The sequence below is a fragment of the Actinomadura verrucosospora genome, assembly GCF_039540335.1.
GTDB lineage: Bacteria > Actinomycetota > Actinomycetes > Streptosporangiales > Streptosporangiaceae > Spirillospora > Spirillospora verrucosospora.
This window is the reverse complement of sequence record NZ_BAABEV010000032.1, coordinates 19,787-44,873: the sequence shown is the minus strand read 5'-3', so window position 1 is coordinate 44,873 and position 25,087 is coordinate 19,787. Positions and strand designations below refer to the sequence as shown.

Sequence of the window (25,087 nt, the reverse complement as noted above, 5' to 3'; positions counted from 1 at the left end):
GCCCTCACATCGCGTGCAGGCAGAGCAGGAGGCTGCGGGCCTCGATGTTGACCTGGTAGCTCTGGCGGGCCAGCGCCATCGCCTGGGGCACCGTGAGCCAGCAGAAGTCCGGAGGCGGCTGGAGGGGGAAGCCGCCTCCGACCTCGACCACGAGATGGCGGGTCAGGGCATGCCGGAACCGGCCGCCCTCCTCTGACTGCACCACGTCGTACTTCACCTGGACGGCTCTGGAGAGGACGAGGTCGAGATACCGGGGGCGCCGGTCGCCGGGCGCCTCCGCGTAGTTCTCGGGGGTGCACTGCACGGTGGGGCCGAGCTCCACGGTGTCGCGGCATCCCGGACGCAGGTCGGCGCGGGCCAGGAGATGCCGGACCCCGTTGATGCGGCGGACGACGAGGGCGGCCAGCCCGATGCCGGAGGGTTCGAGGAGCGGCTGGCACCAGTGGGACACCTCCCGGTTGCCCGCGTGGACCTCCACTCCGAGGATGCTGAAGAACCTGCCGTCGGGGCGGGAGACCGCCTCGGCGCCGCGCTCCCATCCGTCCACGGAGTCCAGGGGGACCGCGCGCGTCGTGAGCGTGTACGCGGACTTGCGCTCGGTGAGCCAGCTCCTCACCTGCGCCGGGGAGAGGAGCGCGTCCCCGCCGGAGGCGTACGCCTCCGCGAAGGTGGCCGCGGCGCCGTCGTCCGGCCGCGCGCCCATGGACGGGGCCGCGGCGAGCAGGCAGGCCAGGACGGTCCTGGAGTCCATGTTCACGACGTTGGGGTGGTGCAGGAGGTCGAGGATCTGGCCGAGCGTCATCCACGCGAAGTCCTCGTGCGGCTCCACCTCCCCGGCGACCTCCATGACCACGTTCCGGTTGCGCTTGGCCCAGAACCACGCCCCCTGCTCGGACTGGAGGACGTCGACCAGCACGCGGGCACGCCCGGGCTCGGTGAAGTACTCGACGAACCTGGACCGGGCGCCGCGGTGCGCGCGCAGGTAGTTGCTCGACGTGGACTGCACCGTCGGCGACAGCTGGACCGTGTTCACGTTGCCCGGCTCGATCTTGGCCTGCATCAGGAAGTGCAGGACGCCGTCGATCTCCCTGGCGAGGATGCCCACGATGGCGACGTCCTGCTGGTAGATGATCGGCTGCCGCCATTCGGGGGTGGCGCCGTAGTCGGTGCGGGCGTGGATGCCGCCCACGGTGAAGAAGCGACCGCTCTCGTGCACGAGGTCGCCCGACCCCGGCGCGAACGACCAGCCGGTCATGCGCGCGAACGGGATGCGCGTCACCTCGACCGGGACGCGGCGGCGGCGTTCGTCCAGCCATTCCAGGACGTCCCCGGCCGGCCGGGGCCGGCACTCGGCCGACGCCGCGAGCCGCCGGCCCAGTTCGGATTCCTCGCTCGGCGCCGCCCTCAGCGCAGAGCCCGCGTTCGCACCCGCCATGCCCGCCTCCGTCCGCGGCAGCCGGATCCGGCTGCCGTTCGCGCCCGGCTGTATCATCTACTTAAATTACATATAGCATCAGCAGCCGGGAAGGGAGAGCCCGTGTCCGCCTCGGAGCGCGACGTCGCCTTCGGCCCGCAGCACGCCGAGGTCTACGAGCTGACGTACCGGCACCGGGGCAAGGACTGGGGCGAGGAGGCGGCGCAGGTCGCGCGGCGCATCCGGGCGCGCCGCCCCGGCGCGCGGTCCCTTCTCGACGTCGCCTGCGGCACCGGGGCCCACCTGGAGGCGTTCCGGTCGGGCTTCGACCACGTCGAGGGCCTGGAGATCTCGCGCGCGATGCGGGAGCGGGCCGTCCGGCGGCTGCCGGGGGTGACCGTCCACCACGGCGACATGCGGGCCTTCGACCTCGGCCGCGCCTTCGACGCCGTGACGTGCCTCTACACCGCGATCGCCTATCTGCCGACCGTCGCCGCCATGCGCGCCGCGGTCGGGGCCATGGCGGACCATCTCGTCCCCGGCGGGGTGCTCGTCGTCGAACCCTGGTGGCCGCCGGAGAGGTTCATCGAGGGCTACGTCGGAGCCGACCTGGTGCGGGACGGCGACACGGTCGTCGCGCGGGTCTCCCACTCGACCCGGCGCGACCGGGCCGCGCGGATGGACGTGCGCTGGCTGGTGGGCCGCCCCACCGGCGTCAGCGAGTTCCGCACCCTGGAGACCTTCACCATGTTCACCGCCGACGAGTTCGCGGCGGCGTTCGAGGACTCCGGATGCGACGTCGAGCACGAGGAGGCCGGCCTCAACGGCTACGGCCTGTTCGTCGGAGTGCGCAGGGGCTGACCCGCGGGCGGCGCCGGCGGGCGCTACTCGCCCCAGCGCAGGTACGTGATGGGCGGCTCCCGTCCGGGAAGCGTGCGCAGAGTCATCTTGTCGAGGCCGACGGCCTCGCGCAGCGCCGCCGTCTCCCCCGGCCACTTGGAATAGGCGATCTCGTCGAAGGCGAGCACGCTGCCTTTCGTGAGGTAGGGCCGGATCGCCTCCAGCGCGGCGCGGGTCGGCGCGTGGAGGTCGAGGTCGAAGTAGGCCAGCGCGATCACGGTCTCCGGGTTGTCGGCGAGGTAGCGCGGCAGGGTCTCGCGGATGTCGCCCTGGACCACCGCGGTCCGCCGGACGTGCGCGAAGGGCTCGCCGGACTCGTGCGCGTCGAGCACCTCCCGCAGGTAGTCGGGGTAGCCCTCGCTCACCGCGAACCGGCCGGCCACCGCGTTGGGCCCGGCCCGGTCGACGTCGCCGACGTCGGGGAAACCGGTGAAGGTGTCGAAGCCGATGACGCGCCGCACCGAGGTGTAGGGCTCGTGGCAGCCGCGGAGCGCGGTCAGCGTGGCCAGGTGCCGCCCGTGGAGGACGCCGAACTCCATGATCACGCCGGGGACGTCGAGGATCATGCGGTACAGCGCGTCCATGCACAGCAGGTCGGTGAGCTGGGGCCGCCGCAGGTACAGGGCCAGGTTGTCGATCAGGTACTCGGGCGGGATGGGGGTCTCGCGCAGCAGCCGGGTGAGCCGCTCGCGCACGTCGCGCTCCTGGTCCGACTCGCGCGCCAGCGAGCGCGGGTCCCTGTGGTTCGGCGAGGTCACCTGTCTCGTCCTCCCAGCGGCAGAGATCGCGTCAAGACGGGTCAGCTCATCCACGCGGCCGGCGCCGGTCCGCCCCGGCCGACGGGCGGGAAGAGGGCCTCCAGCCGGTCGGTCTCCTCCTCGGTCAGCGGCTTGTCCAGCGCCCTCACCGCGCCGTCGACGTGGTCGGGGGTGCGCGGGCCGATGAGGGCCGCGGTCACCCCCGGCCTGGCCAGCGTCCAGGCGAGGCCGACCTCCGCGGGGTCCCGCCCGATGTCGGCGCAGAACCGCTCGTACTCGGCGATGGCCGCCGCGTGCTCCTTCAGCGCGTCGACCGCGCGCCCCTGGGCGGACTTGACCGCGGTCCCCTCCGCCTTCTTGCGCAGCACGCCGCCGAGCAGGCCGCCGTGCAGGGGCGACCAGACCAGCACCCCGAGCCCGAGGGCCGTCGCCGCGGGGATCACCTCCAGCTCCGCGTGCCGGGTGACGAGGTTGTAGACGCACTGCTCCGAGGCGAGCCCCGGGACGCGGCGGCGGGCGGCGGTCTCCTGGGCCAGGGCGATGTCCCAGCCGGCGAAGTTGGAGGAGCCGACGTGGCGGACCTTTCCCTGGCCGATCAGCAGTTCCATGGCCAGCCAGATCTCGTCCCAGGGGACCGACCGGTCCACCTGGTGCATCTGGTACAGGTCGATCCGGTCGGTGTTCAACCGGCGCAGGGACGCCTCGCACGCCGCGACGATGCGCCGCGCCGACAGGCCGCGGTCGCCCGGGTCGTCGCTCATCGGGCTCCCGACCTTCGTGGCCACGACGACCTCGTCCCGGCGGCCCGGGCGCGCCGCGAGCCAGTCTCCGATGACCTCCTCGGTGTGGCCCTTGTAGACGCGCCAGCCGTAGATGTCCGCGGTGTCGACGAGGTTGATCCCGCTCGCCAGCGCGTGGTCCAGGAGGCGGTGCGCGTCCGCCCCGTCGACGCGGCCGCCGAAGTTCACGGTGCCGAGGCCGAGGCGGCCGATCCGCAGATCGGTGGAACCCAGCGGTACGCGGAACTCTCCGGGATCGGGCATCGACCGCCTCCTCAGGCTCGAACGGCTTTCACGATACTAGTTATTAAAGCTAGATTCCCCTATGTCCCCTACTATCGCGTCCTGCGACGTCAATGCTATCGTTTTCTCAAGTGTAGGACCTTTGGCGGGTAAAGGTGGTCCACATGGCCCCGAGTGCGGTACCGCATCGGCGCGGGACGGCGATCCGGTCCACGGCGGACGACCCGCCGAGCGTGTCCGGCGACAGATCCTCGGTGACCCAGCCGAGGAGATCCGGGGGGTGGGGGATCGTCAGCGACTCCGACGCATCCCACGCGTGAGCACGGCACGGTGACGGGGAGCGCGCCGCCTTCTCCGGCGGCGCCGGCCTTCTGATCGGCCCCGCACGCCGTCGTCGGACCGCGGCCGAATTCCGCCCGGGCGAGGCCGCGGCCGACCTCGATGGACCGTCCGAACCGATCCGCTCTTCGCTTCGACCCGCCGAATCCAGGGTCGCGCGAGATGGGAGAAACGCCCATGGTAACGAAGGCCTCCAGCGGGGATGCTGTGGGAGCCGCCGCGCCCGATCCAGCGTCGGACCGGCCTCGTAAGTTCATCCCGGAGCTCGAAGGACTGCGCGGCGCCGTCGTGCTGCTCGTCGTCCTCGGCCACACCGGAGTGGCGACCAGCGTGCAGGGCTGGAGCTACATGCACTCCACCGGGAACGGCATCTGGGCCATCATGCTGAACCGGGTGGCGGTCGCCTTCCCGATCTGGTTCGTGATGACCGGCTACCTGCTGTACCGCGCGTTCGCGCTGTACACGCTCACCGGCGAGCGCAGGCCGAACGTCAAGCGCTACTTCTGGCGGCGGGCGCTGCGGATCCTGCCCGCCTACTGGGTCCTGACGATCACCGCTCTCCTCGTGCTCAACCGCGACAGCATCCACGGGGCCTGGGAAGTGATCCGCCCGCTGCTCCTGCTGCAGATCTGGGAGCACGGCGCCATTCCCATGGGGATGATGCACACCTGGAGCAACGCCAACGACTTCCTGTTCTACCTGGCCATGCCGGTGTTCGCCTGGCTCCTCCACCGCTACGCGCGGCGCGCCGAGACCCACGAGGCACGGGTGAAGCGGCTGCTCGTGCCGCTGGCCGTCCCGGTGTTCATCGGCTTCGCCTTCTTCACCTGGCTCCATTTCCCGCAGTTCCGGGACGACCCGATGAAGCTGTGGCCGACGCAGTACTTCTGGCCGATGAGCTACATGGGCTGGCTCTCGGTGGGCATGATGCTGGCCGTGCTGTCCGCCGCCGCGGAGACGCGCCCCGACGCGGTGCCGCGGGTGTACCGCCTGATCGGCCGGCACCCGGGCAAGCTCTGGCTGGGAGCCCTCGGCATCTTCGTCCTGGCCTGCCTCTCCCCGCTCGCGGACTACCGCCTGGTGGACTACGTGCCGGCGCCGGCCGCGGCCGCCGACTACTGGCTCTTCCTCGCGTTCTCCGTGGCCGTCTTCGCGCCGCTCACCGTCCCGGGCGTCCGGTTCAAGGTGGCGGGCCTCATGCTGGACAACTCGCTGCTGCGGTTCTTCGGCCGGATCTCCTACAGCGTCTACCTCTGGCACATCTTCGTCTACGCCAAGTTCGTCGGGCCGCTCTTCGCACCCGAGATCGGCGGCTACTGGGAGGTCCTAGCCGTCGAGCTGGCGCTGTGCGTGATGGTCGGCTACGCGAGCTACATCGTGGTCGAGAAGCCGTTCCACATGCTCCGGCCGCGGCTGGGCAAGGCGCCGGTCGAGTTGAGCGTCGCCGTCAGCACTCCCGCCGAGGCGGCGCCCGCCACGGCGGGCGCGGCTGGCACGGCGGGCGCGGCTGGCACGGCTGGCACGGTGCGCGCCCCCCGGGACGCGCAAGCCTGACCGACGCCCGCGGCGGGCGGGACGGCGCCCCGGCCCGTCCCGGCCGCCGCCGGCGCGCAGACCACCAGGGAACGCCGAGGAGGCGGGGCGATGAGACTCCTGGTCACCGGGGGCGCCGGGTTCATCGGCTCGGAGTTCGTGCGGGCGACGCTGCGCGGCGAACTGCCGGGCACCGCGGGCGCGCACGTCACCGTGCTGGACGCGCTCACGTACTCGGGGAACCCGCAGAACCTGGCCCCGGTCGCCGGGCATCCGCGCTACCGGTTCGTGCACGGCGACACCTGCGACCCGGACGCGGTCGACGCGGCCGTGGCCGGGCAGGACGCGATCGTCCATCTCGCCGCCGAATCGCACGTGGACCGCTCGATCGACACCGCCACGCCCTTCGTGCGGACCAACGTGCTCGGCACGCAGAACATGCTGGAGGCGGCCCAGCGGCACGGCGTCGGCCGGTTCGTGCACGTCTCCACCGACGAGGTCTACGGCTCGATCGCCCAGGGGTCGTGGACGGAGGACGCCCCGCTGCTGCCGAACGGGCCCTACGCGTCGGCCAAGGCCGGGTCGGACCTGCTGGCGCTGGCCTGGCACCGGACCCGCGGCCTCGAGGTCGTGGTCACGCGGTGCACCAACAACTACGGGCACTACCAGTTCCCGGAGAAGGTGATCCCGCTGTTCGTGACCAACCTGCTGGACGGCCGGCGGGTCCCGCTCTACGGCGACGGCCGCCACCGGCGCGGCTGGCTGCACGTGTCGGACCACTGCCGCGCGCTCGACCTGGTGCTGCGGTTCGGCCGCCCGGGCGAGGTGTACCACGTCGGCGGCGGCAAGGAGCTGTCCAACGAGGACCTGACGTCCCTGCTGCTGGAGGCGTGCGGCGCCTCGTGGGAGATGGTCGACCACGTTCCCGACCGGCAGGGCCACGACCGCAGGTACGCGCTCGACACCACCAAGATCGAGGAGCGGCTCGGTTTCGTTCCGCGCGTGCGCTTCGAGGACGGGCTGGAGGCGACCGTCGAGTGGTACCGCGCGAACCGGGCCTGGTGGGAACCGCTGAAGGCCGGTCTCCGGAAGGCGCCGGGGCCGATGCTCAGGTCGCCTCGCTGACCGCCGACATCGTGTAGCCGTCCACCCGGAGCGCGGGCATGGCCGTCCGGGGCGTGGAGTCGTCCCGCTCCCTGGGCAGGGCGCGTTCGGTGCGGCCGATCTCCGTCACCCGGCCCAGCAGGTCCACCGGGCTCTCGTTGAAGCGGAAGTTGTTCGCCTCCCCCACCACTTCGCCGTTCTCCACCAGGTAGACGCCGTCGCGGGTGAGCCCGGTGAGCAGCAGCGTCCGCGGGTCGACGTCGCGGACGTACCACAGCGAGGTGACCAGGAGCCCGCGCCTGGTGGTCGCGACGAGATCGGCGAGCGGCCGGCCCTCCCCCGCGCCCTCCAGCACCAGGTTGCCGACCTGCGGCGTGACCGGCAGCCCGGTGAGCTCGGCGGAGTGGCGGGTCTGGACCAGGCCGGCGAGGACGCCGTCGCGGATCCACTCGGTCGGCCGGAGCGGCAGCCCGTTGTCGAACACCGAGACGGTGTCCGCGAACACCTGCGCGACGTCCGCGGAGCCCCGGGCGGCGACGAACGGCGCGCACCGCAGGCCCGGCTCCCGCGGGTCGCTCCGCAGCGTGAGCGGTGCGCCGGTCAGGCGCTCGCCGATCCGCGTCCCGCCGTCCGGGCCGCGGAACACGGTGCGCGCGTCGGCGGCGTCCTTCGCCCCGGCCGCGCGGTACAGCCGCAGCATGAGGTCGGCGACGCACGACGGGGACAGCAGGACCTCGTACCGCCCGGCGGGGAGCGCGACGCGCCTGCGCCCCCAGCCGAGCCGCTCACCCAGCTCCGCGTACAGGGGAAGCGGATCGATCTCGCCGAGATCGGCCGCCTCGGCGCCGCTCCACGTCGAGGCGACGCCGTCCTCGGACTTGGCGGTCAGGTCCACCACGCCCGCGGTCTGGACGTGGCGCAGCCGCAGGCCCGTGGAGGACGCCAGCCAGGTCGTGTGCTGCCGCTGCTCGGCGTAGCCGTACAGCAGGCGGCGTTCCGCGCGGGCCCGCTCGAAAGCGCCGGCGAGGCCGCCGGCGAACCGGGCGAGGACGCCCGCCGACGCCGTGGGAGCGGGCTCGGCCCAGTCCGGCGAGGACGGCACGGCGTCGCCGGTCAGCAGGGGGCGGGCGTCGGCGGCGGGCGTCGCCGTGCGCGCGGCGCGTTCGGCCGCCGCGACGACGGCCCGCACCGCGTCCTCGTCCACCGCGCCGCGGTGCGAGACGACGCCGGCCGCGGTGCCGCGCCCGTCCGAGGTCACGGCGATCACGGTCAGCCGCGTGTCGGCGGTGAGGCCGCTCGACGTCAGCGCGTTGCCTGCCCACCGCGCGTGCGCCGTGGCGGCCTCGTCGACGATCGCCACGTAGGCGTCGGCGTCCTTCCCGGCCTCGACGGCCAGTTCCGCGAGCCTCACGCCAGCCCCTCCGCGCCGGTGTCGATGACCTCGACCCCCTCGAACACGGCCGCGGGGCAGCCGTGGCTGGCCGCGGCCACCTGCATCGGCTGGCCCTTGCCGCACAGGTCGGCGCCGAAGAGCCGGTAGGTGTCCTCGCCGCCGAGCGCGGTCAGCGCCGACCAGAACCGCGTCGTGGAGGCCTGGTAGGCGACCCCGCTCAGCTGGCCGTCCAGCCTGCCGTTGCGGATCCGGTGGCACCGCTGGGCGGTCATCTGGAAGTTCTGGCGCCGCATGTCGATGGACCAGCTGTCGGACCCGACGAGGTAGATCCCGTCCTCGACGCCCGCGATGAGGTCGCCGGTGGACGGGCCGCCGGGCGCGGGGCGGAGCCCGACGTTGGGCATCCGCGGCAGCGGCACGTGCATCGCCGACTCGGCGAACGAGCAGCCGTTGGAACGCCCGAGGCCCGCCAGGCCCGCGGTGCGCCGGTCGTGCTGGAAGCCGGTGAGCACCCCGTCCCGGACGAGGCTCCAGGACTGCGCCGCGACCCCTTCGTCGTCGAAGCCGACCGTCGCGAGGCCGTGTTCGGCCGTGCGGTCCGCGGTGACGTTCATCAGCGGCGAGCCGTAGCGGTGCGAGCCGAGCCCGTCCGGAGCGAGGAACGTCGTGCCGGTCGAGGACGCCTCGTGCCCCAGCGCGCGGTCCATCTCCGTGGTGTGGCCGACCGACTCGTGAACGGTCAGCCAGAGGTTGGACGGGTCGATGACGAGGTCGTAGCGGCCCGGCCGCACCGGGCGGGCGCGGAGCTTGGCGGCGAGGTGCGCGGGCAGCTCGGCCAGCTCGCGCTCCCAGTCCCAGCCCTCGCCGCCCAGGTACTCCCAGCCCCGGGCGACCGGGGGCCCGAGGGTGCGCAGCGTCGCCGTCCCGCCGCCGCGGGGGTCCGCGCCCTGGACGAAGAACAGCGGGTGGACCCGGATGCGCTGCTGCGCGGTCACCGTGCCCGCGAGATCGGCGTAGAACTTGTTCTCCCGGACGAGGGTGAGGAAGGCCAGCACGTGCTCGACCTCGGGCGCGGCCAGCAGCCGCCGGCTCCGGTCGGCCATGAGCGCGATGCGCTCCTGCTCGGGCACCTCGAACGGATCGACCCGGTACGACGAGATCCACGTCGTGTCGCGGTGGACCGGCTCGCCGACCGGCTCGCCTGAGCCGCCGCCGATCGCCGCGCACGCGCGGGCCGCGGCCACCGCCTGCTCGGCGGCTCCGGCGGCGGCGCTCGCCGTCAGCTCGGGGGCGGCGGCGAAGCCGGGCACGCCGCGGTGCCACAGGCGCACGGCCAGCCCCGTGTCCGTCGTGTCCTGCCCGCCGCCGAGGACGCCGTCGCGCAGCAGCAGCCGCGCCGTCCGGACGCGGTCGAGGCGGAAGGACGCGTGCGCGGCTCCGAGCTCGGCCGCGCGGCCGAGCGCCGCGTCGGCCAGGGAGCGCAGCGGCAGGGCGGAGAACGAGGCGTCCATCCCATGTCGCACGCTGCCTCACTTTCCACACCCGAACACGTCCTACTAGAAAAACATATTGCCTCTCCCCGGAAAAGGCGATCGCAGACCTCGAATCCAGCGGCAAGTCCGGGAACTCAATCCGCCGATCTGGGCGATAACTATAGTTTTTGATAGCATCGGTGATCGACGGCGTCCGCGCGGAAGGGGACCAGGTCCGCCGCGGGACGACCGGGACCGGTGCGACGCCGAGGGGACGCGATGGACGATGCCGCGGCTGCTGCCGTGGGGGGCAAGGTCTGCGACGCGGCGACCGCGGCGGCCCTCGTCGAGGACGGGCAGGCCGTCGCGAGCACCGGCGTCATCGGCTGGATCACCCCCGACGCGGTCCTGCGCGCCATCGGCGAGCGCTTCGAGCGGCTCGGCTCCCCCCGCGACCTGACCTTCTTCTTCCCCTGCGCCACCGGCGACGCCATGGACATCGGCGGCATGGACGGCGTGGCCCGCGAGGGTCTGATGCGCCGCATCGTCGCCGGCTCCTACATCAATCCGCGGCATCCGCGCACCGGCACCCGCCCGGCGCTCACGGGCCTGATCCGCGACGATCTCGTCGAGGCCTACAGCTGGCCGATCGGCGCCGCCATGCACTGGCTGCGGGAGGTCGCGCGGCGGAGCCCGGGCTACCTCACCCGCATCGGCCTCGGCACCTTCGCCGACCCGCGCCACGGCGGCGGCCGCCTCACCGGGCGGGCCAAGGACGACCTGGTGGAGGTGGTCGAGCTCCGCGGCGAGGAGCTCCTGCTCTACCCCACCTGGCCGCTGGACGTGGGGGTCATCCGGGCCAGCAGCTCCGACGTCCAGGGCAACCTGTCCTTCGAGGACCTGCCGCTCACCTCCGCCGCCCTCGCCCTCGCCCTCGCCGTCAAGGCGAGCGGCGGCACCGTGATCGCGCAGGTGTCGCGGATCGTGCCGCGCGGGTCCCGGCCCGCGCGGGAGGTGCAGGTCCCCGGAGTGCTCGTCGACCGCGTGGTGGTCGCGCCGGGCGAGCTGATCGGGACGGAGGTGCGCAACGACCCCGGCTACCTGCGGCCGGTGGCGAACCCGGTCGGGCGCCTGCCGCGCCTGCGGTCCGGGCCGGGGAAGGTCATCGCGCGCCGTGTCGCGCGGGAGATCCGCCCGGGTGAGACCACGATCCTCGGGTTCGGCGCGGCGTCGAGCGCGATCCTGGCCATGGCGGAGGACGGCGCGTTCCAGGACGGCCGGCTGGACGACTACACCTTCACCACCGAGCACGGCTCCTTCGGCGGCGTCGTCATGGGCGGCTGGCAGTTCTCGGCCAACTACTCGCCCGAGGCGCTGGTCGACGGCACCTACCAGTTCGACTTCATCGACGGCGGCGGCTGCGCGCTCGCCGCGCTCTCCTTCGCCCAGCTCGACGCCGCGGGGAACGTCAACGTCAGCCGGTTCGCGGGCACGAGCCCGGGCGGCGGCGGGTTCGTCGACATCGCGCACAACGCGCGGCGGATCGTCCTCGGGGGCACCCTCACCACCAAGGGCCTCGAAGTGTCCTGCGACGGCGGCAGGCTGGACATCCTGCGGGAGGGCGAGATCCAGAAGCTCGTGCCCGAGGTCGACCACGTCACCTACGCGGTCCGCGCCGGTCTGGAACGCGGCCAGCGGGCCGTCGTCGTCACCGAGCGCGCCGTGTTCGAGATGACCTCCGAAGGACTCGTCCTGACGGAGGTGGCGCCCGGCGTCGACGTCCGGCGGGACGTCCTGGGGCAGATCGGCTTCCCGGTGCGTCCCGCCGCCGGCGTCACCGCCATGGCCTCCGAGCTCTTCCGTCCCTAGCCGCGCAACCGGGGAGATCGATGAACGCGATGGTCAAGCCCGACGAGCCGCACGGCCGCCGCTCCGGGGACCCGGCGCCGCCGCGCCACGACGCGGGACTCGTGTCGGCGGCGGCGGACGAGGCCGTCCCCGCGCTGTGGGCGATGGCCCAGCTCGCGACCCCGATGGCGGTGCGGGTGGCGGCGACGCTGCGCATCGCCGACCACATCGCGGCCGGGCTGCGGACCGTGCCCGAACTGGCGGCGGCCACCGGCGCCGACGCCGGCGGGCTCGCCCGCCTGATGCGCTACCTCGCGGTGCGCGGGGTGCTGACCCGGGACGACTCCGACCGGTACGGGCTGACCGCGCTGGGCGAGCCGCTGCGCGGCGACCACCCGGGCGGCCTGCGCGCCTGCCTCGACGTCGAGGAGGGCGGCCGGGCCGAGCTCTGCTACGTCGAGCTGCTGCACAGCGTCCGCACGGGCGAGCCCGCCTACCCGCGGCGCTTCGGCCTCTCCTTCTGGGACGACCTGGCCGCCGAGCCCCGCCGCGAGGCCGCCTTCCGCGCCATGCTCCGGCCGGGAGGAGCGGACCGCGCGCGCCGGATCGCGTCGGCGTACGACTGGGCGTCCCTCGGCCGCGTGGTGGACGTCGGCGGCGGGGACGGCACGCTTCTGGCCGCGCTGCTCACCGCGCATCCCGGGCTCCGGGGCGTGCTCGTCGAACGGCCCCCGGCCACCGACGCGGCGCGCAAGGCGCTGGCCGCGGCGGGCGTCGCCGACCGCGCCGAGGTCGAGACGGGCGACATGTTCGGCCGGCTCCCGCCGGGGGCCGGGGGCTACGTCCTCTCGCTGATCGTCCACAACTGGGGCGACGACCCGGCGCGCGCCATCCTGGCCCGCTGCGCGGAGGCCGCGGGCGCGGACGGCTCGGTGTTCGTGGTGGAGAACGTCGGTCCGGACGGCGCCGGGCCGACCGGGCTGGACCTGCGGATGCTCGCCTACTGCGGAGGGAAGGTGCGGTCGCTGCCGGAGCTGTCGGCGCTCGCCGCCGAGGCCGGGCTCGGCGTCGTCTCCGTCCACCCCGCCGGGGCGGTGTCGATCGTCGAGCTCCACCCCGGCGGGTGACCGCCGCCGGAACGCGGCGGGCCGCGGCGGGCCGAGGAACCCCGCGCAGCGGCGACCACGAGGAATCTCGCGAAGGGACGAGGCGATGGCCACGGGGACGATGCAGCCGCGCGAGGCGCTCGCGGCGCTGGTGGGCGAGGGACTCCGGGATCCGTATCCGCTGTACGAGGAGATACGGGCGCACGGCGACCTGGTCGACGTCAAACCGGGGGTGATGGCCGCCGTCGGGTACGACGAGTGCGACCGGGTGCTCCGGGATCCGCGGCTGCGCGTCCAGGACGGGGACAGCTTCGACCTCTTCTACCCGGAGTGGCGGGCGCACTCCTCGCTGCGCGCCTACACCGACTCCATGCTCTACAGCAATCCGCCGGCGCACACCCGCCTGCGGCGGCTCCTGCGGGGCGAGTTCACGCCCCGGCGGGTGGCGGGCTACGAGACGGCGATCGAGCAGATCACCGACCGGCTCCTGGACTCGCTGGCGGAGGCGGGAGCGGGCGGCGCGGCCGTCGACTTCATCGCCGAGTTCGCCTCACGTCTCCCGATCGCGGTGATCAGCGGGCTGCTCGGGGTGCCCGAGCGGGACCAGGCGTGGTTCCGGGCCATCGCGGCCGACGTGACGACCGCACTGGAGGGGATCACGAACGCCTCCCGGCTCGCCCCGGCGGACGCCGCCATGGACGACCTGGCGGTGTACTTCGACGACCTGATCGAGCGGCGCCGCCGCTGCCCCGAGGCGGACCTCGTCAGCTCCCTGGTGCGGACGCACGACGGCGGAGGCGGGCTCGGCCGCGACGAGCTCGTCGGCAACATGATGCTGCTGCTGACCGCCGGGTTCGAGACGACGAACTTCTTCATGGCGCACGCGCTCCTGCTGTCGTTCGAGCACCCCGGCCTCGCCGACCGCCTCCGCACCGAACCCGGCTTCGCCTCCGCCTACGCCGAGGAGGTGCTGCGGTTCGAGCCGCCGGTGCAGGCGACGAGCCGCTGGGCCGAAACGGACGTGGAGCTTCTGGGGACGACCATCCCGGCGGGCACGAAGGTGGTCGCGATCCTGGCCGCCGGCAACCGGGACCCCCGCCGCTACCGGCGACCCGACCGCTTCGACCCGGACCGCCCCTACACCGCGCCGCTCACCTTCGGGGCCGGCGGCCACTTCTGCCTCGGGGCTCCGCTGTCACGCCTGGAGGCGCGGATCGCGCTTCCGCGGCTGCTGCGCCGCTTCCCCCGCATCCGGCCCGCCGGGGAGCCCGTCCGCCGCGACTCGTGGGTGGGCCGCGGCATCGACCACTTCCCCATCGCGATCGGCTAGACCGCGCCCCGCGCCCGGCCCGTGGCAGGGCGCCGGGGCTACGGCCTCGTCCAGGTCTCCTCGCACGCGGTGAGGCGAAGCAGCCGGAACCCCACGGCGTCGCCGAGCCCGGGCTGCTTCTCGAGACGCATGAGCAGTTGCGCCAGGGCCTCGATCCAGCGGCTGCCGGGAAGGTCGCCCGCGTCGGCGACGTCGAGTCCGGCCGGCTCGATGATCGAACGGACGGCCTCCTTGGCGCGCGGGTCGTCTCCCGCGATGGGGACCGTCAACGCGACGCCGCCGCGAGCGACGCCGGCGAGCTGCCGCGCGGAGACGCAGTTGAGCGCCTTGACCACGGCGCCGCCCGGAAGCAGGCGGGCGATCAGCTCGGCGGCGGAGCCGTGGCCGAGGAGGTCGTGCCCGCACGGGTTGGACATGTCGATGACCGGCTTGCCGGCCACATGGGCGCGGATGCGCGGTGCGATCTCGGCGCGGATGGCGTCCAGCGGGCTGGCCAGGGCGACGATGTCGGCGTCGCGGGCCACCCGTTCCAGGGTGGCCGCGCGGGCGTCCGGCAGCCGTTCGGCGAGGCCGCTCGCGGACCGGCCGCCCCGGCTGGCCAGCAGCACCGGCCGTCGCTGCGCCGCGACGGTCTCCGCCAGCGCCGTGCCCATCCGCCCGCAGCCGACGATGCCGACGACCGGCGCGCGGGACCGCGGGCCCGCGGCGGGTTCGCGGGACCTCATCGCGGCGGCGTCTCCGACCGCGGCCGGAGGGCCCCGTGCGGGTCCGGCGCGTAGGCGTCGAGGGCCGTCCGGAGTTCGTCCGGGACCTCGACGGGGGTCAGCCCGTCCTCCGCCCGCAGCGTGCAGGCGACGGTCTGCTCGCCGCGCGCCACCAGCCGCGCCGGGCCGTCGGTCACCCGGTAGTACTCGAAACCCATGGTGATCTGGTGGAAGTCGATCCCGACGAGGGACATCCGCACGGACACGGTGTCGAGCGCGTAGAGCTCGGAGAAGAACTCGCACGAGCACGACGAGGTGACCAGCGCGAGGTCGTCGTGCATGCGCGCCACGGTCTTCGGCGCCTTCTCCGCGAGAAACCGCTCCCGGCAGGCACCCTGCCAGGAGAGATAGTTCGTGAAATAGACGTTCCCCACGAGGTTGGTGTCGGCGAACGTCACGAGATGCCGGTACTCGAAATACGCCCTCACGAGGCCCCCTTGACGGGGATCGCCATCGCCGTCGGCCCGGCTTCTCCCTCGATGGAAAGGACCACCGAGACGATGTCCGCTCCCCCGGCCCGGAGGACCACCCATCCGTTCTCGTAAATGCCTTGGACGTCGAGTCCGGGCGGGCCCGGCGGCCCGGACAGGCATGCGCCGACCGTCTGCAGTCGCGCCCGGACGTGCTGGTCCGGCTCACCGACGAGGCGGCGGAGCCGGGCGGCGAGGCCGGTCCAGTGCGCGGGGGGCTCCGGCGCCGGCTCGGAGGTCCGCGCGCAGGCGACGGGCTCCCCCTCCACCAGGACGGCCCAGGGTTCGCCGGCTTCGACGGCCACCTGGATGTCGCGCTCCGGGAGCAGGGCGGTGAGGCTGCGCTGCAGGTACGGCCCGACGAGCACCGGATGCAGGGTCGTGACCGGTACGGGGCCGACGTCGCGAAGGCGGAGACCGCTCCAGCTCACGACCGGCCGGCCGGAGCCGTCGCGCACCACCACGTCGTAGGTGTAGTCGGCGCCGGAGTGCTCGCGTTCGACGGCGGCCAGCGTCAGCTCACCCCCTCCGTCCCCGCTCCGGTGGACGGCGAACCGCGCGCACCCGACCGGCAGAAGCCGCCGGTGGGGGACGCACGCCTGGAGGACGTGGATCGAGGCGTCGTTGCGGGCGGGGTCGCCGAACAGCAGGTCCGCCGGGAGGCCGTCCCCGAACCGCCAGGGCCGGTCGCCGTCCAGCACGGCCGTGCACGCGGTGGCCTCCAGGTGCGCGTAGCGGCGGAGCCTGCGGAAGCGCCGGCCGTGGAAGAAGAGCGGCCCGTACAGGTCGTCGCCGGTGTGGGCCGGTGTCCGCGCCGCCGCGGCCGGGTGCTCCGGGGGCTCGGCGTCCGCCGCTGTGACGGTCCCGGTGAAGTGGTCGACCGCGAAGCCCGTCTCGTCACTGCGCACCGCGACGTCCACGTCTCCGTCCTCGCGGGCGAGCGCGCACACCCGGAGGGTGCGGGTCCCGTGCTCGGGGACGACCACGGGGCGGTCGAAGCGGGAATCCGCCACCCCCGCCACGGGCCGCCCGGTCAGCGCGGACGCCGCCTGGGCCATCGCCTCGAGCACGCACACAGCCGGCAGCACGGCCACACCGTCGATGCGGTGGTCGTCCAGGTACGGGTCGTCGGCCAGGCTCAGCTCGGCCTCGGCCACCAGTTCGACGCCCGGGGTCCACGCGCGCACCCGCCGCAGGAAGCGGTGCCCGTCCGGGGCCGCCTCCCCGGCGCGGCCGAGCTGCGGCAGCCGGCCGCTGACCACCAGGGAGTGCGAGGGCGGCTTCGCCTCGGCCGCCCGGGCGAGCAGCTCGGCGCCGCGGTCGGGGGGCACCGGCGACACGCCCGCGCGGGCGAGGTCGTCGAGCACCTTGAGGCGCTCGCCCATGCCGACTCCCGACCAGACCGTCCAGTCGAGGTTGGCTACCCGGCAGTCCGGCAGGTCCCGGGCGAGGACCCGGGCCAGCTCCCGCATGCGGCCGTTGGCCAGGGCGTAGTGCGCCTCCCCGGCGAGGCCGAAACGGCCGATCACGGAGCCGAAGGTGAGGAGCAGCCGCAGCCCGTCCGTGCCGGCGGCGTCCAGCAGCGCGCGGAGCCCGTGGTGCTTGGGCGCCGCGTGCTCGGCGTAGGCGTCGCCGATCTCGCGGAACCGCGCGGGGCGGTTCAGGCCGCTGGCGTGGATCACTCCCCTGACCGGTCCGAGCCGGCCGGCGATCGCGGCGACGCCGCGGCGGAGCGACTCCGGATCGGTGACGTCCGCGGCCTGGTAGCAGAAGTCGACGCCGGCCTCCCGCAGCCGGGAGAGGTTGTCCCGCAGCTCGGCGTCGGCGTCCGGCCCGCTGCGTCCGATCAGCCCCAGCCGGACCCCCCAGCGCCGCGCCAGGAAGGACGCGCTCGCGAAGCCGATGCCCTTCCCGCCTCCCGTCACCAGGAGCACCTCTCCAGCGGACAGCGGAGGCGCGGCGGCGTCCTGCCCCCGGCCGTCGGGCACGCCGGGCGCGGCGGCCCGGTACGCGGGGGTTCCGGCGCGGCCCTCCTCGTCCACGACGATCTCGGCATGGCCCTGCCACGGGGCCGCGAGCAGAGCGCCGACCGCGTCCGCGGGCGCGGCCTCCAGAGCCCGGACCCAGCGGACCGGCAGGGACGGGTACTCGGCGGCGATCGTGCCCACGAAGCCCGACGCGGTGTCGCCCGAGTCCACGACGGTGAAGGGCGCCTCGGTGTCCACCGCGAGGTGCGCGGCTTCGACCAGCGCGTCGATCGCGCCGTCGTCCGGGTTCTCGGGGAGGAACGCGACGACCGCCGGGCGCGCCTCCCCCTCGGGGCGGGCGGTCAGCCGCGGCTCGACGAGCGCGCGGAGCCGTCCGCCGCCGAAGACGTGCCAGGCATGGGAGGCGGTTCCGGCTTCCTGTTCGACCGGACGGCTGAACTCGACCAGGACGCGATGCCATTCGCGGACCCCCTCCGGCGGCCCGTGGGACCCGGCCTCGCCTTCCGCGGCGGGCAGTTCCTCGATCGCCTGGACGAACGCGGCGACCGTGGCCTCGGCGAAGACCGGCGGGGCGGCCGGCACGGCCCGCCGGGTCCGTTCGGCGGCCTCGGCGGCGAGCTGGACGACGCGGAGGGAGTTGAGATGGAGGTCGCCGAGGAGCCGGTCCCCGTCGCCGATCACATCGGGCGGGAGCTCCAGGGCCTCGGCGATGAGCCCGCGCACCACGGCGGGCACGTCGGATTCCGCCTCGGGCGGCGCCTGCGCCACGGCGTCGGCGGGGGCCGGGGCCGGGGCGGCCGTCGCGGCACGGCCGAGCCCGTGGTCGAGGTCGTGATCGAGGTTGACTGCCGGGGCGCTCTCGCAGGGGTTGGCGAGGAACTCCGGCTCCCGCCAGAGGTCGAACGGGCGGTGGAACCGCTCGGCGAAGAGGGCCGTGAGATCGGAGACGGTGCCGGCGGCGAACAGCGCGGCGGTGGCGTCGCCGAGCGCGGCGGCCGACTCCGCGCCCGCGTCCAGCGTGCGGACCGGCACGTCCGTGATCGACTGGGCCATCGCCGTGAGGGTGTGGCCGGGGCCCGCCTCGACGAGCAGGTCGCAGTCCGCGGCGAGGAGCTCCAGCGCCCGGCGGAACCGCACCGGCGCGGTGAGCTGCCGGGCGAGCAGCGCGCGGACGTCATCGGCGGCGGTCAGCTCCCGCCCGGTGACCGTGGAGTACACGCGACCGGAAGGGGCCGCCACCGCCAGGTCGGCGAGGTGGCGCGCGAGCACCGGCTCGGCCGCGGCGACCGCCGGGGAGTGGAAGGCGTGGCTGACCCTCAGCCTGCCGGCGGTGATCCCCTTCGCGCGGGCCCGCTTGACGACGCGGTCGACCTCGGTGAGGGGGCCGGCGACGACCTGGACGGCGCCGTTGTCGGCGGCGATCACCAGGTCGGCGTCGTCGATGAGCTCGGTGACCGCGCCGGCCGGCGCGGCGAGGGAGGCCATCCCGGTTCCCGCCTGGGAGGTGTCGGCCATGACGCGGCCGCGCGTGGTCACCAGGTGCAGGGCGTCCGGGCCGCCCAGGGCGCCGGCCCAGTGCAGGGCGGTGATCTCGCCGAGGCTGTGCCCGACCGCCGCGGCCGCCGTGACGCCGAGCCGGTCGAGCCAGCGCAGCGCCGCCGTGGAGGCGCGGAAGACGGCGGGCTGGGCGACGGCGGTGTCGATCGGGTCGGCCCCGGGCCCTTCCTCGAAGTGCTCCCCCGCCTCCGGGAGGACCACGCCGAGGGCGCCGGCGCTCTCCCGGACGGGGGCGCCCTGCCCCGGGAACAGCAGCCCGACCCGGCCCGGAGCGCCCCGGCCGACGTAGACGCCGGGCCGGGCGGCGAACCCGGGTCCGGCGAGGCCCGCGAGGAGCTCGCCCGCCCGTTCCGCGCGCGCGGAGAGCTCGGCGGGGTCGCGGGCGACGATGGCCGCCCGCACCGGCGCGTCGCCGTGCGCCCGCTCCGCCAGGGCGGCGGCCAGGTCGGCGTGCTCGGCGAGCGACATCGTCCTCGCCCGCACGGCCACGCGCTCCAGCACGGCGGCGAGGTCGGCGTCCGTGCCGGCGGAGAGGGCGAAGACCTCGCAGTCGAGCGGCCTTCGCGCCGTCAGGCGGTCCCGGGCCGCCAACCGCGCCGTGGCGCGGCGGGCGCCCGGGGCCTCCAGGACGACGTGGGTGTTGATACCGCCGAACCCCATCGCGCTGACGCCGGCCCGGAGCGGGGCGTCCGGCCAGGGCTCGGCCTCGCGGACGACGCGCAGCGGCGCGCCGGGTTCGCGCAGGAGCGGGTGGGGCTCGTCGCAGCCGGTGGTCGGCGGGATGACCTGCCGCTGCAGCGCCAGCGCCGCCTTGATCAGCCCGGCGGCGCCCGCGGCCGCCTTCGTGTGCCCGATGTTGGCCTTGACGGATCCGAGCGCCGCCGGTCGCGGTCTCCGCCGCCCGTCGTGGATCTCGGCGAGGGCGTGCAGTTCGGTGCGGTCGCCGACCTCGGTGCCGGTGCCGTGGCCCTCGAACAGCGCCACGGTCTCCGGTCCGAAGCCCGCCCGCGCGTAGGCGCGTTCCAGGGCGAGCCGCTGCCCGGAGACGTCCGGGCGGGTCAGTCCGCCGTTCCCGTCCGAGGACATCCCCCAGCCCCTGATCAGGGCGATCGGCCGCCGCCCGGCGGCGACGGCGTCCCCGGCGCGCATCAGCGCGACCATCGAGCAGCCCTCGCCGGGCAGGAAGCCGGTCGGCCGGGCGTCGTACACCCGCATCGCCGAGCCGGCCAGCGCGCCGAGCCGGGAGAACCCGACCAGCTCGAACGGGTCGAGGCTGAGGTCGACGCCGCCCGCGAGGGCGAAGTCGAGATCGCCGTCGCGCAGGTAGGTGCAGGCCGTGATGACGGCGAGCAGGGACGACGAGCAGGCGCCGTCGACCGTGTAGCCCGCGCCGCGGAAGTCGAAGTGGTTGCACACCCGGCCCGCGATGGCGTTGGCCAGCCCGCCGACGAGGCTCTCGTCGTTGGGTTCGGCGAACGGCTCCTTGTAGGACTCCTCGACCTCCCGGAGCAGGCCGCCCATCTCCTCGGCCCCCCAGCCGCGCGCGGCGAGGGCGGACACCAGGTTCCTGCGGACGTAGGGCCAGCGCAGCCGCATCAGCGCGGCGCGGCTGAACTCGCCCGTCAGGGTGTTGCCGAGGATCACGCCGGCGCGCCGGCGGTCCAGCCCGCCTCCCCCGGCGAAGCCGCCGGCGGCCAGCGTGTCGCCGGCGACGTCCAGGGCGAGCCAGTGCGCGAGGTCGGTCACCCGGTACGCCGGTCCGGGCACCCGGTAGCGCGAACGGTCGAAGGACCAGCCGTCCAGCACGGCCGCGTACCGCAGGTCGGTCGCGTCGGGGCCGGCCGCCGGGTCGCCGTAGTCGCCGAGGTCGAGGCGCTCGCGCGGGAGCGGCCGGAAGGCGCGCCGCCGCGCCAGGACCGTCTCCCACAACTGCTCCGGCGTGGAGGCGTCGGGATGGCGGCACCCGAGGCCGACGACGGCGATCGCGTCGCTCGGAACGGTCACTTCGCCTCCTCGCCGGTCGCCAGCACGCCCCCGCGCGCGGGGGCGTGCCGGCGGGGCACGGACTGGGGCTCGGCCAGTGGCGCGGGCTGCGCCGCGGCACGCTGCCGCATGTCCATGACCGCCAGGGCGGCGCCGCGCAGCAGGCACACGATGACGAGCGCGAAGAACAGGCCGTAGACCACGTGGAAGTGGACCAGGAGCGCGTAGACGAGGGCGGTCGACGCGCCGAAGGCGAACTGGTTGCGCGGCCGCACCGGCGTCGTCCCCGGGTCAGTGATCATGTAGTTGGTGAACAGGACGAACGCCACGCCGCTCATCGCCAGCAGCGCGCTGAGCGTCGCCGTGCCCTCGATGGGGGTCCTGATCAGCGCCTGGAGCGCGAACACGCCGATCCAGCCGAGGATCAGGGGCATCTTCCTGGTGAGCTTGGCGTTCAGCATCGTCCCCGCGGCGAGGATGAGCGCGGGGATCGCCAGGTCGAGCGGGGTGCCGACCCACTCGGTGAACTGGTACGGGGGCGCGATCCCGACCCAGGGGAACAGCACGAGGACCACCGCGATGCCGAAGTTGGAGGGGTTCAGCACGTGCCGCGGCCGCCCGCCGATCCGGACCCTGATCAGGTACTTCGACGCGACCGCCACGATGACCGCGAAGATCACCGGTCCCAGCCGCGCGTTGGCGTAGAGGAGCATCGCGCAGGCCAGCGCGGTGATGTGGGCGGGCATCAGGAAGTTCACGAGCGCCATCGGGCCGCCCGCGTACTTGACCGGCCGCCGCGTCGCCCAGGCGTCCAGGGTCTCCAGCCCCAGTTCCATCACGTACGCGACGGCCATCGCGGCGAGAGGGGTCGCCCAGGACGGCTCGAACCCGAGGACCGTGTGCCCGAGGATGTTGAACACCGTGATCGAGATCGCGAACCGGCGCAGCGCGATGATCCGCGGATCCTTGGCGGGCCCGGCCGGGGCGGCGGGCGCCGGGTTGGCGGTGGGTTCCACGTTCGCCGAGTTCACGAGGCCATCTCCCTGATCGAACCGTCGGGGCCGAGCAGCATGGTGTGCCAGCCCGGAGTCGCCTGGACCTTGCCGGTGTGCCGGCCGCCGCAGGAGTCGCGCCAGGTGACCGTGACGGGGACCGGCGCCGCGGCCCCCTCCAGCGCGAACAGCAGCTCCGGCGAGGAGACGCCGGCGTGGCCGTTGGCCGGGTAGACCTGGCCCGTCCGCTGGCCCTTGGCTCCGGAGTCGAGGACGACCTTCGCGCCGATCGCCGGCACTCCGCCGGAGCCGGCCGGTCCCGGCGCGGTGGAACCGGCGGGCCGCGCTCCGCATCCCTGGGGCGAGCGGAGGAGCCTCAGCCCGAGGTAGGGCCGCTGCGCGCTGCGGACGTTGCGGTAGAACTGCGATTGCCCCCACTGGTTCGCGACGGCGAAGTCGAGCCGCCCGTCGTGGTCGACGTCGGCGAGGGCGATGCCCCGCGACACCCCGCGGTCGCCGACACCGAGCCGCTCCCCCAGGTCGTGGTAGCGGCCGTCCGAGCCGCGCACGAAGAACCGGTTGGGGTTGTTGCCAGAAATGTCGTCATTTTTCTGCACGTTGGGCCACAGGCGCGGGTGCGCCAGCACCTCGTCGTTGGACATCGCGAGCTCCTGCAACTGGGCCCAGCGGTTGTCCCTGCCCTCGACGAATCCGGTGGCCTGGACGATCTGGTCGCGCCCTTCGCCCGCGAAGTCGCCGGCCTTGATGTCCCAGCCCCAGCCCGACCGGGACAGCCCCAGCCGCTCGCTGTGATCGTCGTAGTAGGCGCGCCCGTCGGGCCCCACGACCTTCCTGCGGGTGCTCACCCAGGCGAAGTTGCTCTCCAGGAGCCCGTACTCCTGGGTGATGTTGCTGACCACGATGTCGGGCACGCCGTCGGCGTTGATGTCGGTGAACCCCACGCCCATGCCCTTGAAGGAGTCCCGGCCCAGCTGCATCGACTTGGGCGTCGTGAGGTGGCGCACGCCCTTGAGCAGGCGGAGCTTGATCTTCCCGGGGCGGGACTCGTTGTAGAGCAGGCGGTCGGGGCCGAAGTCGTTGGCGAAGTACAGCTCCGGGAGCCCGTCGCCGTCGAGGTCCTGCGCCCCGGTCGCCAGCGTCCACCCCTTGGCGACCTGGTCGGAGAAGGGCCAGCGCTCCTCGCCGAAGACCGCCGAGGGACGGGAGCCGCCCTCCGCGGACCGGAACCGCAGGACCCGGTTGACGCCGCCGTTGAAGCCCGCGGACATCGAGCTCTGCATCTGCAGCTCGCTCTGGCGCGCCGTCGGATCGAGGACCCGCGCCCGGTCCGGGAAGTAGTTCCCGACCACGATGTCGGTGTGGCCGTCACCGTCCAGGTCGGCGAGCGAGACGGCGTTGCTGTTCCACACCTGGTACGGGCGCACCAGTTCCTGCACGGCGAAGGAGTCGCTCTTGCCGAGCGCGGCCGGAGTGCGCAGGAACAGCACCGGCGAACGGCCCCAGTAGTAGACGAGGACGTCCATGCGGCCGTCCTCGTTGTAGTCGCCGGGCACGCACCCCATCGGCGCCATCGTTCTGTCGTACGGAAGGCCTTGCGGAGCCAGGACGGTCGCCGGGAACCGCGCCCCCGTGCCCGGCGCCGGGCGCAGCGTGACGCTGTCGTCGCGCGGATCGACCAGGCAGACGTCGTCCGCGCGGCCGCTGCCGTCGATGTCGGCGAGCGCCACCGCGGCGCCGACCGACGAGATCCAATGGTCGATGCCCTTGTAGGCGGGGGCGACCGTGCGTATGTCGCGGGGCGAGGCCGTGCCGTTCAACGGTTGCCGCTGGAACGCGAAACCGCTCGCCAGGCGTTCGTTCTCGGCTCGCGCCACCGACGGGAGCCGGGCGTTGTACCAGCCCCCCACGATGAGCAGCGCCGCGCAGATCGGGGCCAGCAGTACCCGAATCCTTCTGGTCATGCCCTCACCCCTCGCTGTGCTTCCGCCATGCCTGGCGCACCCTCGCGCGCCACACCTCGTAACCCTCCGGACCGCTGCAGCAGCGCTCGGCGGTCACCGCCGCCTCGTCCGTCCACGCCGCGGCGACCGCGGGGGCGGCTCCGGTCAGCGTCTGGATCGCGGCCGCCGACCGCTCCGGCACCTCCTGCGACACCACATGCGCCTTCGCCGCGAACGCGGCGCCCTGGGCGATGTGGTCCTCGAAACCCGCGGCCCGCTCCAGCAGCTCGCCCAACCGCTCCGGGGGCAGCGCGCCGGTGTACGCGGCGGCCAGCCCGATGCCCGCCCACACGTCCGACCTGCGGGCGGCCGGGAAGGCACCGATCGTCTCGGCGACCACGACCGGATCGGCGCCGGCGTAGAACCACAGCGCCCGGCCGACCCCCTGGTCCCGGATCGTCCGCGTGCTTCCGCGCGCCGGCCGCTCGACCCAGTGCCGCACCAGCACCCGCCGGGACTTGAAGAAGGCCTGATGGAATCCCCAGCCGTCCCACGCGAGCCAACGCAGCAGCGGCCGCCCGAAGCGGATGCCCGTCCAGGGAGGCACATGCGTGCGCGCGTACGCCCATCCGACGCCGACGTGAATCAGATGGACATAGCGTGCGCCGGCCCCTTCGGCCAGCGCGCGCACTCTGCGGCCCCCCGAGAAGGTGGCCAGGTCGACCAGGGCGACGCCCATGGCCGCGCCTTCGAAGGCGAACCCGCGTAACCCGTGCGGCAGCGTCCCGAAGTCCAGGGTCGCCGGATCCGCACTCAGAGCGGTATTGAATCCGGTAGCGAAGCTCTCCACCACGTCCGCCAGCAGGGCACGAGCCCGCGGATCGCCCGGCGGAAACCCCAGGCGCTCGACGTCGAGGGTCTTGGGATCGATTTCCAGAAAGCCGCGCAACGGCGGCGCGAGCAGATTCCCTACAGCGACCATTCCAACCCCACAGTGGCAATACCGACCGGTGGCGTTCAGCCAATGAATTTCTTTCGTACTGGCGAGGACCGCGGTGGCCTCCGGCCGATGCGGTGCATGGCGCTTTGCGGTCTAAAGATGACCGACTAGCGCCCCTTCGCCTACCGCGCAGTGCGCATGAGCGGCCTTACG

The 25,087-nt window shown here is 74.0% G+C and carries 17 protein-coding genes; 6 read left to right on the top strand and 11 right to left on the bottom strand.

What is annotated here, in order from left to right; all coding sequences use genetic code 11:
- Positions 1 to 4 precede the first annotated feature (4 nt).
- A complete protein-coding gene (locus ABD944_RS28830; RefSeq protein ID WP_345182068.1) occupies positions 5 to 1,492 on the bottom strand; it encodes an NDP-hexose 2,3-dehydratase family protein in 1,488 nt (495 codons plus the stop codon).
- A gap of 45 nt (positions 1,493 to 1,537) precedes the next feature.
- Between ABD944_RS28830 and ABD944_RS28825 the strand changes: the two genes are divergently transcribed.
- On the top strand, positions 1,538 to 2,275 hold the full coding sequence (locus ABD944_RS28825) for a class I SAM-dependent DNA methyltransferase (protein ID WP_345182066.1): 738 nt from the start codon (positions 1,538 to 1,540) through the stop codon (positions 2,273 to 2,275).
- A 23-nt stretch (positions 2,276 to 2,298) separates the two neighbouring features.
- Here the strand turns inward: ABD944_RS28825 and ABD944_RS28820 are convergent, their stop codons facing one another.
- On the bottom strand, positions 2,299 to 3,072 hold the full coding sequence (locus tag ABD944_RS28820) for a class I SAM-dependent methyltransferase (RefSeq protein WP_345182064.1): 774 nt from the start codon (positions 3,070 to 3,072) through the stop codon (positions 2,299 to 2,301).
- Between the two features lie 41 nt (positions 3,073 to 3,113).
- Positions 3,114 to 4,115, bottom strand: a complete 1,002-nt coding sequence (locus ABD944_RS28815) for an aldo/keto reductase (protein WP_345182062.1) — start codon at positions 4,113 to 4,115, stop codon at positions 3,114 to 3,116.
- Positions 4,116 to 4,610: 495 nt separating this feature from the next.
- Here ABD944_RS28815 and ABD944_RS28810 point away from each other — a divergent pair, with 495 nt between their 5' ends.
- Complete coding sequence (locus tag ABD944_RS28810) at positions 4,611 to 5,987, top strand: acyltransferase family protein (protein ID WP_345182059.1); 1,377 nt, start codon at positions 4,611 to 4,613, stop codon at positions 5,985 to 5,987.
- Positions 5,988 to 6,077: 90 nt separating this feature from the next.
- Positions 6,078 to 7,091, top strand: coding sequence for a dTDP-glucose 4,6-dehydratase (gene rfbB, locus ABD944_RS28805; RefSeq protein ID WP_345182057.1), 1,014 nt, complete (start codon positions 6,078 to 6,080; stop codon positions 7,089 to 7,091).
- On the opposite strand, the gene ABD944_RS28800 is transcribed toward rfbB, so the two are convergent.
- Both ABD944_RS28800 and ABD944_RS28795 read right to left on the bottom strand, forming a co-directional pair.
- Positions 7,075 to 8,481 carry a metallopeptidase TldD-related protein gene (locus tag ABD944_RS28800; RefSeq protein ID WP_345182055.1) on the bottom strand — a complete coding sequence of 469 codons (1,407 nt, stop codon included), beginning with the start codon at positions 8,479 to 8,481 and terminating at the stop codon, positions 7,075 to 7,077. The two genes, rfbB and ABD944_RS28800, sit on opposite strands and share 17 nt — an antisense overlap.
- Positions 8,478 to 9,986, bottom strand: a complete 1,509-nt coding sequence (locus ABD944_RS28795) for a TldD/PmbA family protein (RefSeq protein ID WP_345182052.1) — start codon at positions 9,984 to 9,986, stop codon at positions 8,478 to 8,480. Before ABD944_RS28795 ends, ABD944_RS28800 begins: the two co-directional genes overlap by 4 nt.
- Before the next feature lie 228 nt (positions 9,987 to 10,214).
- Between ABD944_RS28795 and ABD944_RS28790 the strand changes: the two genes are divergently transcribed.
- The 3 genes from ABD944_RS28790 (at position 10,215) to ABD944_RS28780 (ending at position 14,219) form a co-directional block, all read left to right on the top strand.
- Positions 10,215 to 11,804, top strand: coding sequence for a CoA-transferase (locus ABD944_RS28790; RefSeq protein ID WP_345182050.1), 1,590 nt, complete (start codon positions 10,215 to 10,217; stop codon positions 11,802 to 11,804).
- Positions 11,805 to 11,824: 20 nt separating this feature from the next.
- Positions 11,825 to 12,910, top strand: a complete 1,086-nt coding sequence (locus tag ABD944_RS28785; protein WP_345182048.1) for a methyltransferase — start codon at positions 11,825 to 11,827, stop codon at positions 12,908 to 12,910.
- An 85-nt stretch (positions 12,911 to 12,995) separates the two neighbouring features.
- Positions 12,996 to 14,219: a cytochrome P450 gene (locus tag ABD944_RS28780; RefSeq protein ID WP_345182045.1), complete on the top strand. Its 1,224-nt coding sequence runs from the start codon at positions 12,996 to 12,998 to the stop codon at positions 14,217 to 14,219.
- Between the two features lie 38 nt (positions 14,220 to 14,257).
- On the opposite strand, the gene ABD944_RS28775 is transcribed toward ABD944_RS28780, so the two are convergent.
- Genes ABD944_RS28775 through ABD944_RS28750 form a run of 6 tightly spaced genes read right to left on the bottom strand, consistent with a single transcriptional unit; the run spans position 14,258 to position 24,916 of the window.
- Entirely contained in the window at positions 14,258 to 14,944 is a 687-nt protein-coding gene (locus ABD944_RS28775) for an NADPH-dependent F420 reductase (RefSeq protein ID WP_345182043.1), read from the bottom strand.
- The gene (locus ABD944_RS28770; protein ID WP_345182040.1) at positions 14,941 to 15,411 is read right to left on the bottom strand and encodes an acyl-CoA thioesterase; all 471 of its coding nucleotides are present in this window, start codon (positions 15,409 to 15,411) and stop codon (positions 14,941 to 14,943) included. The genes ABD944_RS28775 and ABD944_RS28770 overlap by 4 nt, the downstream gene beginning before the upstream one ends.
- On the bottom strand, positions 15,408 to 21,002 hold the full coding sequence (locus tag ABD944_RS28765) for a type I polyketide synthase (protein ID WP_345182038.1): 5,595 nt from the start codon (positions 21,000 to 21,002) through the stop codon (positions 15,408 to 15,410). Before ABD944_RS28765 ends, ABD944_RS28770 begins: the two co-directional genes overlap by 4 nt.
- Positions 20,999 to 22,012 (bottom strand): enediyne biosynthesis protein UnbU, encoded by a 1,014-nt coding sequence (locus tag ABD944_RS28760; RefSeq protein WP_345182036.1) that lies wholly within the window; start codon positions 22,010 to 22,012, stop codon positions 20,999 to 21,001. The genes ABD944_RS28765 and ABD944_RS28760 overlap by 4 nt, the downstream gene beginning before the upstream one ends.
- Complete coding sequence (locus ABD944_RS28755) at positions 22,009 to 23,955, bottom strand: FG-GAP repeat domain-containing protein (protein WP_345182034.1); 1,947 nt, start codon at positions 23,953 to 23,955, stop codon at positions 22,009 to 22,011. Before ABD944_RS28755 ends, ABD944_RS28760 begins: the two co-directional genes overlap by 4 nt.
- 4 nt (positions 23,956 to 23,959) lie before the next feature.
- Positions 23,960 to 24,916, bottom strand: coding sequence for a DUF1702 family protein (locus ABD944_RS28750; RefSeq protein WP_345182031.1), 957 nt, complete (start codon positions 24,914 to 24,916; stop codon positions 23,960 to 23,962).
- Positions 24,917 to 25,087 lie beyond the last annotated feature (171 nt).

Bases quoted from the DNA above. Each gene is read 5' to 3' on its own strand.
- ABD944_RS28830 (WP_345182068.1), bottom strand. From the start codon at position 1,492: ATGATACAGCCGGGCGCGAACGGCAGCCGGATCCGGCTGCCGCGGACG.
- ABD944_RS28815 (WP_345182062.1), bottom strand. From the start codon at position 4,115: ATGCCCGATCCCGGAGAGTTCCGCGTACCGCTGGGTTCCACCGATCTG.
- ABD944_RS28810 (WP_345182059.1), top strand. From the start codon at position 4,611: ATGGTAACGAAGGCCTCCAGCGGGGATGCTGTGGGAGCCGCCGCGCCC.
- rfbB (WP_345182057.1), top strand. From the start codon at position 6,078: ATGAGACTCCTGGTCACCGGGGGCGCCGGGTTCATCGGCTCGGAGTTC.
- ABD944_RS28790 (WP_345182050.1), top strand. From the start codon at position 10,215: ATGGACGATGCCGCGGCTGCTGCCGTGGGGGGCAAGGTCTGCGACGCG.
- ABD944_RS28785 (WP_345182048.1), top strand. From the start codon at position 11,825: ATGAACGCGATGGTCAAGCCCGACGAGCCGCACGGCCGCCGCTCCGGG.
- ABD944_RS28780 (WP_345182045.1), top strand. From the start codon at position 12,996: ATGGCCACGGGGACGATGCAGCCGCGCGAGGCGCTCGCGGCGCTGGTG.
- ABD944_RS28775 (WP_345182043.1), bottom strand. From the start codon at position 14,944: ATGAGGTCCCGCGAACCCGCCGCGGGCCCGCGGTCCCGCGCGCCGGTC.
- ABD944_RS28755 (WP_345182034.1), bottom strand. From the start codon at position 23,955: ATGACCAGAAGGATTCGGGTACTGCTGGCCCCGATCTGCGCGGCGCTG.
- ABD944_RS28750 (WP_345182031.1), bottom strand. From the start codon at position 24,916: ATGGTCGCTGTAGGGAATCTGCTCGCGCCGCCGTTGCGCGGCTTTCTG.